This is a genomic window from Burkholderia sp. BCC0419 (assembly GCF_902830285.1).
In the GTDB taxonomy this organism is placed as follows: domain Bacteria; phylum Pseudomonadota; class Gammaproteobacteria; order Burkholderiales; family Burkholderiaceae; genus Burkholderia.
On sequence record NZ_CADESR010000001.1, the window covers coordinates 44660 to 58639 of the forward strand.

General features: G+C 67.6%; 15 protein-coding genes. 10 read left to right on the plus strand and 5 right to left on the minus strand.

The window, feature by feature from the left end:
* Positions 1-125 precede the first annotated feature (125 nt).
* Both HWW87_RS00170 and poxB read left to right on the plus strand, forming a co-directional pair.
* Entirely contained in the window at positions 126-599 is a 474-nt protein-coding gene (locus tag HWW87_RS00170; protein ID WP_244107095.1) for an Lrp/AsnC ligand binding domain-containing protein, read from the plus strand.
* A gap of 145 nt (positions 600-744) precedes the next feature.
* Complete coding sequence (gene poxB / locus HWW87_RS00175) at positions 745-2466, plus strand: ubiquinone-dependent pyruvate dehydrogenase (RefSeq protein WP_175818757.1); 1722 nt, start codon at positions 745-747, stop codon at positions 2464-2466.
* A gap of 136 nt (positions 2467-2602) precedes the next feature.
* Here the strand turns inward: poxB and HWW87_RS00180 are convergent, their stop codons facing one another.
* The gene (locus tag HWW87_RS00180; protein WP_175818758.1) at positions 2603-2788 is read right to left on the minus strand and encodes a hypothetical protein; all 186 of its coding nucleotides are present in this window, start codon (positions 2786-2788) and stop codon (positions 2603-2605) included.
* 173 nt (positions 2789-2961) lie between these two features.
* Between HWW87_RS00180 and HWW87_RS00185 the strand changes: the two genes are divergently transcribed.
* The 4 genes from HWW87_RS00185 (at position 2962) to HWW87_RS00200 (ending at position 7325) form a co-directional block, all read left to right on the plus strand.
* Positions 2962-3552: a methyltransferase domain-containing protein gene (locus HWW87_RS00185; protein WP_175818759.1), complete on the plus strand. Its 591-nt coding sequence runs from the start codon at positions 2962-2964 to the stop codon at positions 3550-3552.
* Positions 3553-3705: 153 nt separating this feature from the next.
* Complete coding sequence (locus tag HWW87_RS00190) at positions 3706-5139, plus strand: alkaline phosphatase (protein WP_175818760.1); 1434 nt, start codon at positions 3706-3708, stop codon at positions 5137-5139.
* 32 nt (positions 5140-5171) lie between these two features.
* Positions 5172-6563 carry an alkaline phosphatase gene (locus tag HWW87_RS00195; protein WP_175818761.1) on the plus strand — a complete coding sequence of 464 codons (1392 nt, stop codon included), beginning with the start codon at positions 5172-5174 and terminating at the stop codon, positions 6561-6563.
* A gap of 33 nt (positions 6564-6596) precedes the next feature.
* Positions 6597-7325 carry a hypothetical protein gene (locus tag HWW87_RS00200; RefSeq protein ID WP_175818762.1) on the plus strand — a complete coding sequence of 243 codons (729 nt, stop codon included), beginning with the start codon at positions 6597-6599 and terminating at the stop codon, positions 7323-7325.
* A gap of 104 nt (positions 7326-7429) precedes the next feature.
* Here HWW87_RS00200 and HWW87_RS00205 read toward each other — a convergent pair whose 3' ends face one another.
* The 3 genes from HWW87_RS00205 to HWW87_RS00215 all read right to left on the minus strand — a co-directional run bounded on the left by HWW87_RS00205 (position 7430) and on the right by HWW87_RS00215 (position 10156).
* Positions 7430-8569 (minus strand): acyltransferase, encoded by a 1140-nt coding sequence (locus HWW87_RS00205; protein ID WP_175818763.1) that lies wholly within the window; start codon positions 8567-8569, stop codon positions 7430-7432.
* Positions 8566-9372, minus strand: coding sequence for an OXA-1043 family class D beta-lactamase (blaOXA, locus tag HWW87_RS00210; protein WP_175818764.1), 807 nt, complete (start codon positions 9370-9372; stop codon positions 8566-8568). Before blaOXA ends, HWW87_RS00205 begins: the two co-directional genes overlap by 4 nt.
* Positions 9373-9916: 544 nt before the next feature.
* Positions 9917-10156 (minus strand): hypothetical protein, encoded by a 240-nt coding sequence (locus tag HWW87_RS00215; RefSeq protein WP_175818765.1) that lies wholly within the window; start codon positions 10154-10156, stop codon positions 9917-9919.
* Positions 10157-10257: 101 nt separating this feature from the next.
* Between HWW87_RS00215 and HWW87_RS00220 the strand changes: the two genes are divergently transcribed.
* Entirely contained in the window at positions 10258-10608 is a 351-nt protein-coding gene (locus HWW87_RS00220) for a hypothetical protein (RefSeq protein ID WP_175818766.1), read from the plus strand.
* Positions 10609-10737: 129 nt separating this feature from the next.
* Positions 10738-11304: a hypothetical protein gene (locus HWW87_RS00225; RefSeq protein ID WP_175818767.1), complete on the plus strand. Its 567-nt coding sequence runs from the start codon at positions 10738-10740 to the stop codon at positions 11302-11304.
* Between the two features lie 27 nt (positions 11305-11331).
* Here HWW87_RS00225 and HWW87_RS00230 read toward each other — a convergent pair whose 3' ends face one another.
* Positions 11332-12207 carry a LysR family transcriptional regulator gene (locus tag HWW87_RS00230; protein WP_006485479.1) on the minus strand — a complete coding sequence of 292 codons (876 nt, stop codon included), beginning with the start codon at positions 12205-12207 and terminating at the stop codon, positions 11332-11334.
* A gap of 161 nt (positions 12208-12368) precedes the next feature.
* Here HWW87_RS00230 and HWW87_RS00235 point away from each other — a divergent pair, with 161 nt between their 5' ends.
* Together HWW87_RS00235 and HWW87_RS00240 are read left to right on the plus strand one after the other, a co-directional pair.
* Entirely contained in the window at positions 12369-13688 is a 1320-nt protein-coding gene (locus HWW87_RS00235; protein WP_175818768.1) for a DUF3422 domain-containing protein, read from the plus strand.
* Between the two features lie 34 nt (positions 13689-13722).
* Entirely contained in the window at positions 13723-13926 is a 204-nt protein-coding gene (locus HWW87_RS00240; protein ID WP_175818769.1) for a hypothetical protein, read from the plus strand.
* Positions 13927-13980: the final 54 nt, after the last annotated feature.

The window sequence follows — 13980 nt, forward strand, 5'->3', positions numbered from 1 at the left end:
AGAAGCGCGAGAAATGAGCTTGCGAAATGAATTGCGGTGGCCTACGTTATCGACGATATAACCGGAAATTAAACAATCTATATTCGTAGAATTTGAGGTTGGCGCAATGAAATTAGATCGCGGCAGTGCGTGACGCCGCACCGGCGCTCGATCGCATCGACCACGCGATCCTGCGGCAACTGCAGCAGGACGCGTCGATCTCGAACGTGAGCCTCGCGGCGAAAGTGAAACTGAGTGCGCCGGCGTATCTGCGGCGCGTCGAGCGGCTGAAGGAAATGGGGCTGATTCGCGGCATCGTCGCGTTGCTCGACCCGAAGCCGCTCGGCGCCGGGATGCTGGTCGTGATCGGCTTCGTGCTCGATCGCTCGACGCCGGAAACGTTCGCTGCGTTCGAGAAGGCCGCGCAGAAGGTGTCGGGGTGCGTCGAATGCCATGTCGTGACCGGCGAATTCGACTACTTCATGCTCGTGCGCACGCGCGACAACGACAGCTTCAACCGGCTGCATGCCGAACAACTGCTGTACCTGCCCGGCGTACGGCAGGTGCGTTCGTTCATGGTGCTCAAGGAGATCCTGTCGACGCATGCACTGCCGCTGTAGCGTGGCGATACGGTTCGTTTCGCCACGGCGCTCAGGCGGAACGATTCGCGATTGCACCGTTCATACGTCAGTTCGCGTCCTTGACTATCATGCGCCGAGGCAGGGCAGATGCGGCATGTCGAGACAACCCAACTGTGAGGGCATCATGGCAAGACAGACGATGGCGGAATACCTGGCGAAGACGCTGGCGGCAGCGGGCGTCGAGCGCATCTGGGGCGTGACGGGCGACAGCCTGAACGGCCTGTCGTTCAGCCTGAGCCAGATCGGCTCGATCCGCTGGATGCACACGCGGCACGAGGAAAGCGCGGCGTTCGCGGCCGGCGCCGATGCCGCGTCGACCGGGCGGCTCGCGGTGTGCGCGGGCAGTTGCGGCCCCGGCAACCTGCACTTGATCAACGGGCTGTACGACTGCCACCGCAATCACCAGCCGGTGCTCGCGATCGCCGCGCACATTCCGTCGACCGAGATCGGCCTCGGCTACTTCCAGGAAACCCATCCGCAGGAGCTGTTCCGCGAGTGCAGCCACTTCGCCGAGCTCGTGACGAATGCGTCGCAGTTCCCGCGCGTGCTGGCGCGCGCGATGCGCACCGCGATCGACGAGCGCGGCGTGGCGGTGATCGTGCTGCCGGGCGACATCGCGCTCGGCGACGGCCCGGAAGAGGCGCCGGCGTGGAGTGAAGCGGCGCCGCCGTCGATCCTGCCGGCCGATGCCGATCTCGACCGGCTCGCGGCGCTGCTCAACGGGTCCGACGCGGTCACGCTGCTGTGCGGCAGCGGCACGCAGGGCGCGCACGACGAAGTGGTCGCGCTGGCCGACACGCTCGGTGCGCCGGTCGTGCATGCGCTGCGCGGCAAGCAGTTCGTCGAATGGGACAACCCGTTCGACGTCGGGATGACGGGGCTGATCGGCTTCAGCTCCGGCTATCACGCGATGGAGTCGTGCGACACGCTGCTGATGCTCGGCACGGATTTCCCGTACCGGCCGTTCTATCCGGCCAATGCGAAGATCGCGCAGATCGACTGGAAGGGCTCGCAGCTCGGCCATCGCGCGCCGCTCGCGCTCGGGCTCGTCGGCACCGTGAAGGAAACGATCGCGGCGCTGCTGCCGCGGCTCACGCGCAAGGCGCAGCGGCGCTTCCTCGAGAATGCGCTGAAGCACTACGCGGCCGCGCGCAAGGGGCTCGACGATCTCGCGGTGGCCGAGCCGCCGGGCCGCGCGATCCATCCGCAGTACCTGACGAAGATCGTCGACGAAGTCGCGGCGGAGGATGCGATCTTCACGGCCGACGTCGGCACGCCGACGCTATGGGCGGCGCGCTACCTGACGATGAACGGCAAGCGGCAACTGCACGGCTCGTTCAACCACGGCTCGATGGCGAACGCAATGCCGCAGGCGCTCGGCGCGCAGGGCGCGCATCCGGGGCGGCAGGTCGTGTCGCTGTCCGGCGACGGCGGGCTGTCGATGCTGCTCGGCGATCTGCTGAGCGCGCGCCAGCTCAAGCTGCCGATCAAGATCGTCGTGTACAACAACAGCCTGCTCGGCTTCGTGTCGATGGAGCTGAAGGCGGCCGGCTATCTCGACACGAACGTCGACCTGAGCCCGACCGACTTCGCGGCGATCGCGAAGGGCGCGGGGATCTTCAGCGTGCGCGTCGAGCATTCGGAGAACGTCGAGCACGCGTTGCGCACGGCGTTCGCGCATGACGGGCCGGCGGTGGTCGACGTCGTGACGTCGAAGTACGAGCTCGCGATGCCGCCGAAGATCGAGCTCGCGCATGCGAAGGGCTTCAGCCTGTTCATGCTGCGCGCGATCCTCAGCGGGCGCGGCGACGAGATCGTCGAACTCGCGAGAACCAATCTGCGGTGACGGTGTGTCGCGCGTCGTGCAGCGAGCATGGCGCGCGGTTCACGGGCCGGGCTGTGCCGCCTGCTCGCGCACGGCTTCGACGAACAATCTCGACGCGGCGGGCGGATGGCGGTTCGCGGGCGAGAGACACAGCGCGTCAACGTCCCGACCCCATTTCGCCCGCCGGGGACCGGCAGTCGACGATCTCGCCGCGATCGGGACGGCGCTGCAGCGGATCCGGCTCGTCGGCGAGCGTTACCCCGCGGACTTGCAGCGGTGCGCCGATCGCCGATCGGGATCGGCGGCTGATCGGGTACGAATTGGTCAGGCAAATCAGGGTCAATCTTCACGTCACCTTAAGTTTGCGTTTCCTAGAATCGATTGATCGCCGCGTGTCCTGCGGCGGACCGATTCACCCAGGAGGATGCGCATGAATCTTGCCCCAGTCGCCGTAGCCTTGTCCCGCACAGTCATCGGCGCGTTGCCGCCGACCGCGCAAGCGCTGGAGGGCTGCCTATGACGTGGCCGAACGCGTGGCGTGTCTCGGCACTGTTTGTGCGCGAGTGGGTCGGCCGGCCGGCCGCGGTGGGTGCGTTGTGCCCGAGTTCGCGGCATCTGGCGCGCGAGATGGCCGACACGGTGCCGGACGGCGATGGGCTGGTCGTCGAGCTCGGCGGCGGCACCGGCGCGATCACCGCGGCGCTGCTCGAACGCGGCGTCGCGCCCCGACGCCTCGTGGTGGTCGAACGCTCGCCGGCGTTCGTACAGCACCTGCGGCGCCGCTTTCCCGGTATCTCGATCGTGGCGGGCGATGCGCGGCAGCTCGAGCGGCTGCTGCCGCCGGGCGCCACGGTCGACGCGATCGTGTCGTGCCTGCCGCTGCGCACGCTGCCGCGCGAGGATGTGACGGCGATCGTCGGTCAATGCCAGCGCGTGCTGTCGGCCGACGGCGTGATGATTCAATTTACCTACGACCTGCGCCCGCCCGGCCGTCATCCGTTGGGCGATTCGGCATTCGTCGCGTGCGACAGCCGGATCGTCTGGGCCAATCTTCCGCCGGCGCGCATCGTGACCGTGCGCTGCGCCGCCGCCGCATACGCCGGCTGAGCCCGGCCGTGCGGGGCGCCCGGACGCGGTGCCCCGTCACATCCTTTCATCGGCCATACCAAACCTTCCAATTTCCATTCATCTTGCTGTCATATCCGGTTCCTACCATCGCCTTTCATTTCGAAAGCATCAACGGCGGGGAGAACCGACAACATGAATCGAATCAAAATGGCGGCGCTGTTGTGTGCCGGCGCCTTTGCGCTGGCCGGCTGCGGCAGCGACGACGGCCCGACCAGCACGGCACCCGGTCCGACGAAGCCGCTGGCGCGCAACGTGATCTTCTTCCTCGGCGACGGCATGGGGATGACGACGCTGACGGCCGCACGCATCTACGGCGTCGGTGAAGACGGCGCGCTCACGATCGACACGCTGCCGGAATCCGCGTTCGTGAAGACCTATTCGAACGATGCGCAGGTGACCGACAGCGCGCCGTCGATGTCGGCGTACATGACCGGCGTCAAGACCAACAACGAAGTGATCTCGATGTCGCCCGACACGAAGGCGATCGAGCCGAGCGCCGGCCTCACCGGCAACTGCGGCGCGAACAACGGCAAGTCGGTGTCGACGCTGCTCGAAATCGCGAAGGCAAAGGGGATGGCGACCGGCGTCGTGACGACCACGCGCGTCACGCACGCGACGCCCGCCGCGACCTATGCGCACGTGTGCCACCGCGATGCCGAGAACGACATCGCCGCGCAGCTCGTGCCGGGCGGCATGGGCTATAACGGCGCGCTGGGCGACGGTGTCGACGTGGTGCTCGGCGGCGGCACGCAATTCTTCGTGCCGAAGGACGGCGGCGGCAAGCGCACCGACGGCCGCAACCTGGTCAACGAACTGAAGGCGAAAGGCTACGCGTTCGCGCAGAACCGCGACGACCTGCTGGCCGCCGATGCGACGAAGAGCGGGAAGCTGGTCGGCCTGTTCGCGTCGAGCCACCTGAGCTACGACCTCGATCGCGGCGCGACCAAGGAGCCGAGCCTCGCCGACATGGCGACGCGCGCGCTCGACGTGCTGCAGAACAACCCGAACGGCTATTTCCTGATGGTCGAGGGCGGCCGGATCGATCACGCACTGCACGACACCAATGCGAAGCGCGCGCTGCAGGACACGATCGCGTTCGACAACGCGATCAAGGCGACGCTCGACAAGGTCCGCAAGACCGATCCCGACCTGACGAACACGCTGATCGTCGTCACGGCCGACCACGACCACACGCTGGTGCTGAACGGCTATGCGGCGCGCACCGGCAAGACCGAGGCGGGCAAGCCCGGCGTGCTGGGCGTGCTGCGCAGCTACCAGACGGGCGCGATCGCGAAGGACGCGGACGGCGCGCCGTACACGATCATCGGCTTCGGTAACGGCGAGAACCGCGTGCAGGGCAGCCGCGCGGGCACCGCGCTGACCGATGCGGTGACGGGCGCCGACGACTATCGCCAGGAGGCGGTCGTGCGAATGGACAAGGGCAGCGAGACGCACGGCGGCACCGATGTATTCCTCGGTGCGATCGGTCGCGGCGCGGATGCGTTCCACGGCGTGATCGAGAACAACAAGGTCTTCGAGCTGGTGCGCAACGCGGTGCAGCTTTGAGCGCCGACAACACGGATACAGGGGAATACAGGATGTCGACCATCAAGTGCATCGCGGCGGCGCTGGCCGTCGCGGGTTTCGCATGCGGCGCGGCGCAGGCCGCCGGGCAGGCGAAGAACGTGATCTTCTTTCTCGGCGACGGCATGGGGCCGACGACCGTGACGGCGAGCCGGATCTACAAGGTCGGCGAGTCGGGGCAACTGACGATGGAGAAGCTGGCCCGCACCGCGCGCGTCAAGACCTTCTCGAACGACGCGCAGACGACCGACAGCGCGCCGTCGATGGCCGCGTACATGACCGGCGTGAAGATGAACAACGAAGTGCTGTCGATGTCGTCCGACACGCGCGCGGTCGCGCCGGGCAGCGACGTCAACGGCAACAAGACCGTCAACAAGTGCGCGCCGGGCAACGGCCAGCCGGTCGCGACGCTGCTGGAACTGGCGAAGGCGCGCGGCAAGGCGGTCGGCGCGATCACGACCACCGAGCTCACGCACGCGACGCCGGCCGCGACCTATTCGCACATCTGCCATCGCGATGCGCAGTACGACATCGCCGCGCAGGCCGCACCGGGCGGCGCCGGCTACAACGCTGCGCTTGGCGACGGCGTCGACGTGCTGATGGGCGGCGGCCGCAACCACTGGACGCCGTTCGATCCGGTGTCGAACAAGCGCGGCCGCGCGGACGGGCGCAACCTGCTCGACGAGATGAAGGCGAAGGGCTACACGGTCGTCGCGACCAGGGATCAGCTCGCGCAGGCGGGCAACGGCAAGCTGGTCGGTCTCTTCAGCTCGACGAGCCATCTCGAGTACGAACTCGATCGCGTCGCGGGCAAGGGAGAAGGGCCGACGCAGCCGAGCCTGGCCGACATGACGTCGAAGGCGATCGACGTGCTGTCGAAGAATTCGAACGGCTATTTCCTGATGGTCGAAGGCGGCCGGATCGATCACGCGCTGCACGGCACCAACGCGAAGCGCGCGCTGGAAGACACGGCGGCGTTCGACGAAGCGATCCGCGTCGCGCTGTCGAAGGTCGACCTGTCGAATACGCTGATCGTCGTGACGGCCGACCACGACCACACGATGACGATCAACGGCTATTCGAAGCGCGGCAACCCGATTCTCGACATCAGCCGCAACTATCGCGACGGCCAGCCGAGCAAGGATGCCGATGGCAATACCTACACGACGCTGGTGTTCGGCAACGGCGCGAACCGGCCGAACGTGCGCGCGTCGGTCGATTCGGCCACCGCGACGAACGAAGCGTATCTGCAGGAAGTCGGCGTGCGGATGGGCAGCGCCGGTTCGGAGACGCACGGCGGCGGCGACGTGATGCTGTTCGCCGACGGCGCGGATGCGAAGGCGTTCAAGGGCACGATCGACAACACGAAGGTGTTCGGCCTCGTGCGCTCGGCGTTCGGTTTCTGAGCCCGGTGATTTCAGGATGAACGGGAACGCCCGATGAAACGTCCGCTTCTCTGTGTGCTCGCCTGCGGGTGGGTGACGCTGCCCGCGGTGGCCGCCGCCGATCTCGACGCCGTGCTTCAGCACGAAAGCCGCACGGTCACGGCCGACGGCGTGACGCGCACGACACTGTATCGCGAACGGATGGTGCGGCGCGACGGCCACGTGTGGGTCGAGCGCGTGCTGCCCGCGGCGGCGGCCGGCGAGCATGACGACGATCACGGCCATGACCACGACGCGGGCCGGCGCACCGGCGTGCAGCCGGCTGCCGCGCACGCCGGCCACAAGCACTTCAACTTCCAGGCCGCCGCGCGGCACGTCACGTACGACGGCAAGTCGGCGCGCATCGAGTACGTGGACGCGGCGAACCGGACGGTCGTCAGTGTGCCGCCGGCCGAGTACGAAACCACGGGCTTCGACGGTTCGTGGGACAACGCGTACTACGTGACGCCGCCGTCGCAGTTGAAGCGGCTCGCGGTCGCGAAGCGCGGCGACGCACCCGGCACCGTCTGGTACGAGCAGGCCGTGGACACGCCGAGCGCGCGCGGCGTGAACCGGATCCTGTGGAGCGAGCGGCTTCAGGCGCCGCTGTCGGTCGAATACCGCAGCGCGGACGGACGGGTCACGCGCAAGCTGACGTTGGCGCCGGCCAAGCGCCGGGACACGTTGCCGTGGCAGACGCTCGCCGGCTATTCGCGCAAGGAATACGCCGACTATCTGGATTGATCGAAGCGTCGTAAGGGGAGTGCGGTCAGGCCGGCCGGTACCGTGTTGGCGATATGGCCGAGCCCTGGCCGAGTGCTGCTTCGATCGCCGCCGCACGCGGGGAGCTAGACGCGCGCGCTGTCCGTCACCTGCGCCGCAGGCCGCGACGCAACCCGCTTGATGAAGCGGTCGAGCGGCGTCGCATAGCCGCGCGCAATGACCGTACTCACGCCGGCAGACAGCGCCAGGTACGCGACGAGCAGCGCCAGCTTGCCGTCGCCATGCGTGGCAGGCGGTGGCCAGACCGTGCGCAGCGCGCCGAGCACGATCAGGTGGAACAGATACAGCTCGTAGCTGAGCCGGCCGCTCCAGCGCAGCGGCGCGAGCACGCGGCCGTTCGCCTGGCCGCCTTCCGCCTGCGCGCCGATCAGCAGCACGGCCGTGCCGAGCGCCATCGCGGAGACGCCGAACACATGGCTTTCCGCGATCGGCCACGCGAGATAGAGCGCCGTCATTGCCGTCGCGGCGAGCCATTGCACGGGCGCGGCCGCGAGTACCTGCCAGCGCGCACGTTCGGCGACCAGCGCGGCGCAGCAGCCGATCGCGATGCCGTCGAAGCATGCGAAGTACGCGTACAGGAAGCCGCCTTCGTCGCCCGAATGCGTGTAGCGGTACACGGGACCGATCGCGGCAATCAGCAGCCAGAACGCGAACAGCCGCGTGTCGCGGCGCAGCGCGATGCACAGCAGCGGGAACGACAGGTAGAACACCTCTTCGACCGATAGCGACCACAGCACGCCGAGCGCGTAGTTGACCCATCCGTACGCACCGATCAACACGTTCATCCAGAACGTGAGCGACGCCAGATTCACGAGCCAGTACGACACGGCGATGCCCTGCGGCGCATGGTTCGTGAAGATCGGCACGCCGGCCGCGGCCAGCCCGTTGACGAGCGCGAGCAGCAGAAGCAGGCACGGGACGATCCGCGCAATGCGCGACACGTAGAACGCGCGCACGTCGAGTGCACCGAGGCTGCCCCAGCGGCGGCGCGCGTTCGACGTGATCAGGTAGCCCGAGATCGCGAAGAACATCGTCACGCCGTAGTTGCCGTTGCGCACGATCGCGTGGATCGTGTCCCAGCCGAGCACGCGCGCGAGCGCCGTGTCGCGCAGCGGATACGCGATGTTGAAGTGATGCAGCAGGACGAGCAGGATCGATACGCCGCGCAGCAGGTCGATCCGTGCGTTGCGTGGGCCGGCGCTCATTGCGGCCGGGCCGGTTCGGCGAGCGCCGGCAGCGCCGCGAGGAACGTGTCGCGCGAGCGCAGGCCGGCATTCGGCGTCTGCCGCTCGTCGTCCTGGATCAGGTTCGCGAACACCAGCGTGCGCGGCCCCTTCGTCGCCCAGCCGACAAACCAGCCGTACGCGTGCGCAGCGTCGTATTTGACGCCCGGCGAGCCGGTGCCGGTCTTGCCGTGCACCGTCCAGCCGTCCGGTTGTGCGTCGATCAGCGTGATGCGCTCGGTCATGTCGTATGCGTGCGCGCTGACGGGCAGCGTCCGGTGCGCGATCTTGTGCATGAACGCGACCTGTTCGAGCGGCGAGATCCGTAACGACGAGTTGACCCACGCGCCCATCACGCCGCTCAGTTCTCCCGCCTTGCTGGTGACGTCGGCGTTGCCGTAGCCGAACGCGCTCGTGTACTGCTGGAAGCGTGCCTGCCCGAGCGCCTGCGCGATCTGCTCCGAGTACCAGAAGATCGACAGCTTCATCCAGCGCGCCGGGTCGGTCGGCTCGCGCCACGGCGCGCCGCCCCAGTCGGGGTAGCCGGCGTGGAAGTCGAGCGTGGGCGTGTGCTCGTCCTTCAGCACGCCGGCGTCGAAGCCCATCAGGCCGATTGCGACCTTGAACGTCGATGCAGGCGTCACGCGGGTCGTGCAATCGCCCTGCTGCACGAGCACCTTGCCGGTGGCGGCGTCGGCGACGACGGTGCAGACGGGATGGGCGTGAGAGGACGCGGCGGCCAGGAGGCCGGCGAAGGCGAACAGCGCGTGGCGCCAGTGCTTCAAGTGCAGCTCCTTGGAAAGCATGCGGACGGTGCGCGGGGTGGACGGGAAGCGGGAGGCCCGTGCGCAATCGAAGTGACGGCCGGCATCGGTGATGAGGTCGATCGCGGCCGTCGGGATGGCGCACAGTGTATCGGCGGATCACCGGTTGTCGACCTGTCATGGTTGACGGGGCGCGCGTGCGGCCTTCGCCGTTGCGGCGGCCCATGTCGGTAGCGCACGTTGCCGAGCCAATGGTTGCAGGGACAGGCAGTGAGGTGGCGGTAGGAGGCTGCCCGTGGTTGCGACGCGTTACAGGTCTGGATCCAACCCGAAGTGCAGGAGCGTTTCCCGGCGACAACGCGCTTCGGCGTCGGCTATCGAGATGACGCTCAGCGTGCTCTTCGATCGGTCGATCGGCCCCACGTCGAAGACTTTTCGTTGCGATGGTGCAGGCGAGCGGAGGACCGGCAGTGTGGAAAGCGCCCAGCATATCGCCGCGAACCCGGCGGGCCGAGTCCGCCAAACGGCTGATCGGGCGTCGAAGTGATGGCCCGTCCTGCGCGCCTTACGCCCAGTCGAACGTCAGCAGTGCCACGCGGCTGACCGGTTCGTAAAACAGCTGCCGGCCGCCGATCTCGAACTGCATCGCTCGCCTGGCATCTGCGATCCGCTGACCGACGATCTCGTCTCGCTGATCGAATCGATGGTCGACGAGCGGCGGCGTGCGTCGCTCGACGCGTTCGCGTAACGCGGCGCCCGCGACGCAGGCGACGTCGCAAGCGGGGCGCGATCCCGGCGTCCGCATGCCGTTTTTTGCACGACTGACCCGTTTTTTTGCACGGCGTTGATACGGCCTCTTCTAAGCTGGGGACGTGTCGAACAGCCGAGACGGCTTCCGTCTGCGCCATGACCTTCATTCATCCCTTTCCCGCATTCGATGTCGCCGGCCGCCGGCTGCGTGCCGACGCACCCGGCAACGTCGTGCCGTTCCCGCCGTCGCGCCCGCGCCTGCAACTGCCCGTCACGCTGACGGCGGACTCCGCCGATGCGGCCCACGCGCGCCTTGCCGCGTTGCTGCATTCCCCGCTCGGTGTGTATGTCGTCAGCGCGCGCGCCGTGCGCAACGTGATCCACGTGCATTTCGACATCGCGCCTGAAGACCTGGATTTCACGCTGCACACGCTGATCGCGCAGCAAGTCGACGCGGTGATCGGGCCAATTGCGCGCCGGTTGCGCGTTCCGCCCGCCGCCCGCTGAGCCGGGAACGGCGATTGCTCCGTTAGTCCGCTGCCGATTCGCCGCCCGCCGTGCTGTCCGCCGGCCGGCGAAGGTGGCCGTTTGTGCGCTGCGTCGAACGCGGCGCTACCCCCAGAACAGGGAGGGCCCATGTACCTTACGGAAGAAGTGCGTATTGCGCGCCCGGCTGCCCGTCGCGCGCATGCCGCGGCGTTGCCGTCGGGCAGGCAGCTTGCCCGGCAGTTGATGGTGACGGTTCGCGCGGCGGACGTACTGTTGCGCCAGGCGATTCGCGTGCCCGATCGCCATCAGTGGTCGGTCGACGCCGAACGCGTCGATGCGGTCGGCGGGCCGCTCGCCGCGTGGGATTCCCACGTGGCGTTCCGCATCGTCAAAGTATTCGCGCCGGCGTTCGATGCGGATGCGTGTGCAGCCGACCCGGATCAAGTGGCGGTCGAAATCAGATTGTTTCTTCCCGAACAGGCTTACGTCGCCGAGCGGCGCGTCGGCATCTTCGGCCGACGGCACGGCCAGCGGTTCAGCGCGACGCTGTCGGTCACGGCCGGTTCGCAGTGGGGCGGCCGGCGCAGCGAGCACGTTCCGCCGGCAGGGCGACACGTGCACGGTGACACGCTGGAAGCGCTCGTCGATACGGTGGCCGGCATCGTCAATGCGGCGTTGGGCGCGGCCGGGCATGGCCCGACCGGCCATGGGTGACGCCGCGGCGAGCGGGCGCCGCGTGGTTCACGCGTCGCCGGTCTGCCCGGTCTGCCGTTGCAGGTCTTCCATCAATTGTTCCGCGAGGAAGTCGCACGGCGGCCGTTTCGACTTGGTGCTGCGCGCGAGGATCAGCTCGAGCGGCGGCAGGTCGGGCAGCCCATGCGAGCGGCCGAGCATCGACAGTTGCGCGGGAATCGCGCAGCGGGCGAGCGGCGCGACCGCGAGGCCGGCTTCGACCATGCTGAGCAGCCCGAGCAGGCTCGGGCTTTCATACGACGTGCGGTACGGCACTTTCGCGCGTTCGAGGCTGCGGATCGCGTTCTCGCGCGCGACGCTGCCCGGCATGAACACCGCGATCGGCAGCGGCCGTTCCTCCCAGACGCGCGGCCCGTTCGTCATCGCGGCCCACGCCATCGGCTCGTGGCGGATGAAATCGCCCGACAGCCCCTTGATACGCGTCCCGCACACGAGATCGACGGTGCCCTCCTTGATCAGCGGCGCGAGCGCACTGCTCGGCAGCCCCATCACCTGGATCTCGACCTTCGGGTAGGTCGCGGAGAATTTCTTCAGCACCGACGGCAGCAGTGACGACGCATAGTCGTCTGGCACGCCGATCACGACCTTGCCGGTCACCTCCGGCCGTACCACGGCCGCCCATGCCTCGTCGCGCAGCGCCAGCATCCGTCTGGCGAATCCCAGCAGCACCTCGCCCTCGCGCGTCAGCACGATGCTGCGCGGCTTGCGCACGAACAGCGGCCGGCCGATCGCGTCCTCCAGGCTCTTGATCTGCATGCTCACCGCCGATTGCGAGCGGTTCACGGCCTCGGCCGCGCGGGTCATGTTGCCGGTTTCCGCGACGGCGACGACGGTGGCCAGCACGTCGTGATCGAGCATCTTCATGGGTATCAGGAAAACTGAACGTAACGATCAGCATTATGCGTTTTTATTGTGGCTGTGTGTCTGCCATAGTGCGATCACGCTGGCGTTTCACCCACGGGTGGCGCGGCGGTCGGGCCGGACGATCCGGCGTGCAGGGCTGAACAGGAAAGCGTGGTGAATCGATGATGGACCATCCGTTGCGCGCCGCACTGGCCGCGGAATTGCATGCCCGGCCGTTCCTGCGGTTTGCCGAAGCAGTGTCGCTCACGCACTACGCGATCTATGCGGACGGCCAGCCCGACATTCACGAAACGCTGCTGCACGCGCTGTGCCGCGATACGGGCATCGACGCGCCGCACGAAGGCGCGACGCACTACGCGGTGCAGTCGCCGTGCGGCTGGCACCTGAAGTGGGAGCGCCACACCGAATTCTCGACCTTCACGTTCGTCGCGCCGCGTCGCGACACCGGCTATTTCGACGATCTCGCGATCGACGGCATTCCGGCCGCGTGGTTCGCGCGGCTGGCCGGCATCCGCTTCGTCGCGGTGCGGATGGAGCTGCTGTCGGGCGACGCCGCGCGGCTCGTGTGCGGCGACTTGCGGCGCTGGATCGACGGGCCGGCGCTCGTCGGCAGCCGCGTGCTCGGCGGCGGCAAGGTGTTCTGCGACTGGCATGTGCGCGACGACGGCTTCATGCGCTTTCTCGTCGTCGACGAGGATTTCCGCGAGGAGCAGGGCGGCCGCCTGTTGCAGCGTCTGTATGAAATCGAGACGTACCGGATGATGGCGCTGCTTGCGCTGCCGGTCGCACGCCGGATGAGCCGCGAGCTCGACGAGATCCACGCGGCGCTGCATGCGTTGATGCAGCGGATGGACGCGAGCGGCGCCGACGGCGACGACGCGGCGCTGCTCGTCAGGCTCACGCATCTCGCGGTGCGGGTCGAATCGTTGTCGGGATCGGGGGCGCGCTTCAGCGCGTCGCGTGCGTACGAAAAGCTCGTACTGGCGCGTATTCAAGAGTTGCGCGAGGAGCGTATCGAAGGGATGCCGACGATCGCCGAATTCATGGAGCGGCGCTTCGCGCCGGCGATGGAAACGTGCCGCAGCGTGTGGGCACGCCACGAGCAGATCGCCGCGCGGATCGCGCGCGCGGTCGACCTGCTGCGCACCCGCGTGAATCTCGCGCAGGAAAAGGACGTCACGCGGCTGCTGGCCGGCATGGAGCGCACCGCGCGCAACCAGCTTCATTTGCAGCATGCGGTCGAAGGGCTGTCGGTGGCCGCCATTTCGTACTACGTGCTGTCGCTTGCGACGGCGGCGTTCAAGGCGCTGCACGTGATGAACCTGCCGGTCGATCCCGAACTGGCGGAAGGGCTGCTGATCGCGCCGGTCGTGTTCGCGGTGATCCACATCACGCGGCGCACGCGTGCGCAGCTGGCGCGGTCCGAGGCGGCGCATGGCGGCGCGCCCGTGCAGGTAGCAGCGTTGAAGCAAGTCGGTTAGACCATCAAAAACATAATCAAGGAAAGGAGTGGAGATGACTTTTTCGCAGAATCAAGCGGGTTTTTACAGCGGTTTCGATGCCGCGTTCGACGAGCCGGCACAGGACGATGCCGGTGCGCCTGAAGCGGCGCGCGTGACGTCGTATCAGGCCGTGCTGCAGGAACCGATGACGTCGCTCGTCGGGAATACGCTCGATCGGCCGGAAGTCGCGGCGGTGGCGATTCTCGGGTATAACTGACGCGCGTTCCGTTCGCGTCGTTTGGATGTCACGCCGGCGTTTCGTTCGAGTGAA

Excerpts from the sequence above, each read along its gene's own strand:
- HWW87_RS00200 (WP_175818762.1), top strand. The coding sequence starts at position 6,597 with ATGAAACGTCCGCTTCTCTGTGTGCTCGCCTGCGGGTGGGTGACGCTG.
- HWW87_RS00195 (WP_175818761.1), top strand. The coding sequence starts at position 5,172 with ATGTCGACCATCAAGTGCATCGCGGCGGCGCTGGCCGTCGCGGGTTTC.
- HWW87_RS00225 (WP_175818767.1), top strand. The coding sequence starts at position 10,738 with ATGTACCTTACGGAAGAAGTGCGTATTGCGCGCCCGGCTGCCCGTCGC.
- HWW87_RS00190 (WP_175818760.1), top strand. The coding sequence starts at position 3,706 with ATGAATCGAATCAAAATGGCGGCGCTGTTGTGTGCCGGCGCCTTTGCG.
- HWW87_RS00230 (WP_006485479.1), bottom strand. The coding sequence starts at position 12,207 with ATGAAGATGCTCGATCACGACGTGCTGGCCACCGTCGTCGCCGTCGCG.
- HWW87_RS00220 (WP_175818766.1), top strand. The coding sequence starts at position 10,258 with ATGACCTTCATTCATCCCTTTCCCGCATTCGATGTCGCCGGCCGCCGG.
- HWW87_RS00240 (WP_175818769.1), top strand. The coding sequence starts at position 13,723 with ATGACTTTTTCGCAGAATCAAGCGGGTTTTTACAGCGGTTTCGATGCC.
- HWW87_RS00185 (WP_175818759.1), top strand. The coding sequence starts at position 2,962 with ATGACGTGGCCGAACGCGTGGCGTGTCTCGGCACTGTTTGTGCGCGAG.
- HWW87_RS00205 (WP_175818763.1), bottom strand. The coding sequence starts at position 8,569 with ATGAGCGCCGGCCCACGCAACGCACGGATCGACCTGCTGCGCGGCGTA.
- HWW87_RS00235 (WP_175818768.1), top strand. The coding sequence starts at position 12,369 with ATGATGGACCATCCGTTGCGCGCCGCACTGGCCGCGGAATTGCATGCC.
- HWW87_RS00215 (WP_175818765.1), bottom strand. The coding sequence starts at position 10,156 with ATGCGGACGCCGGGATCGCGCCCCGCTTGCGACGTCGCCTGCGTCGCG.
- poxB (WP_175818757.1), top strand. The coding sequence starts at position 745 with ATGGCAAGACAGACGATGGCGGAATACCTGGCGAAGACGCTGGCGGCA.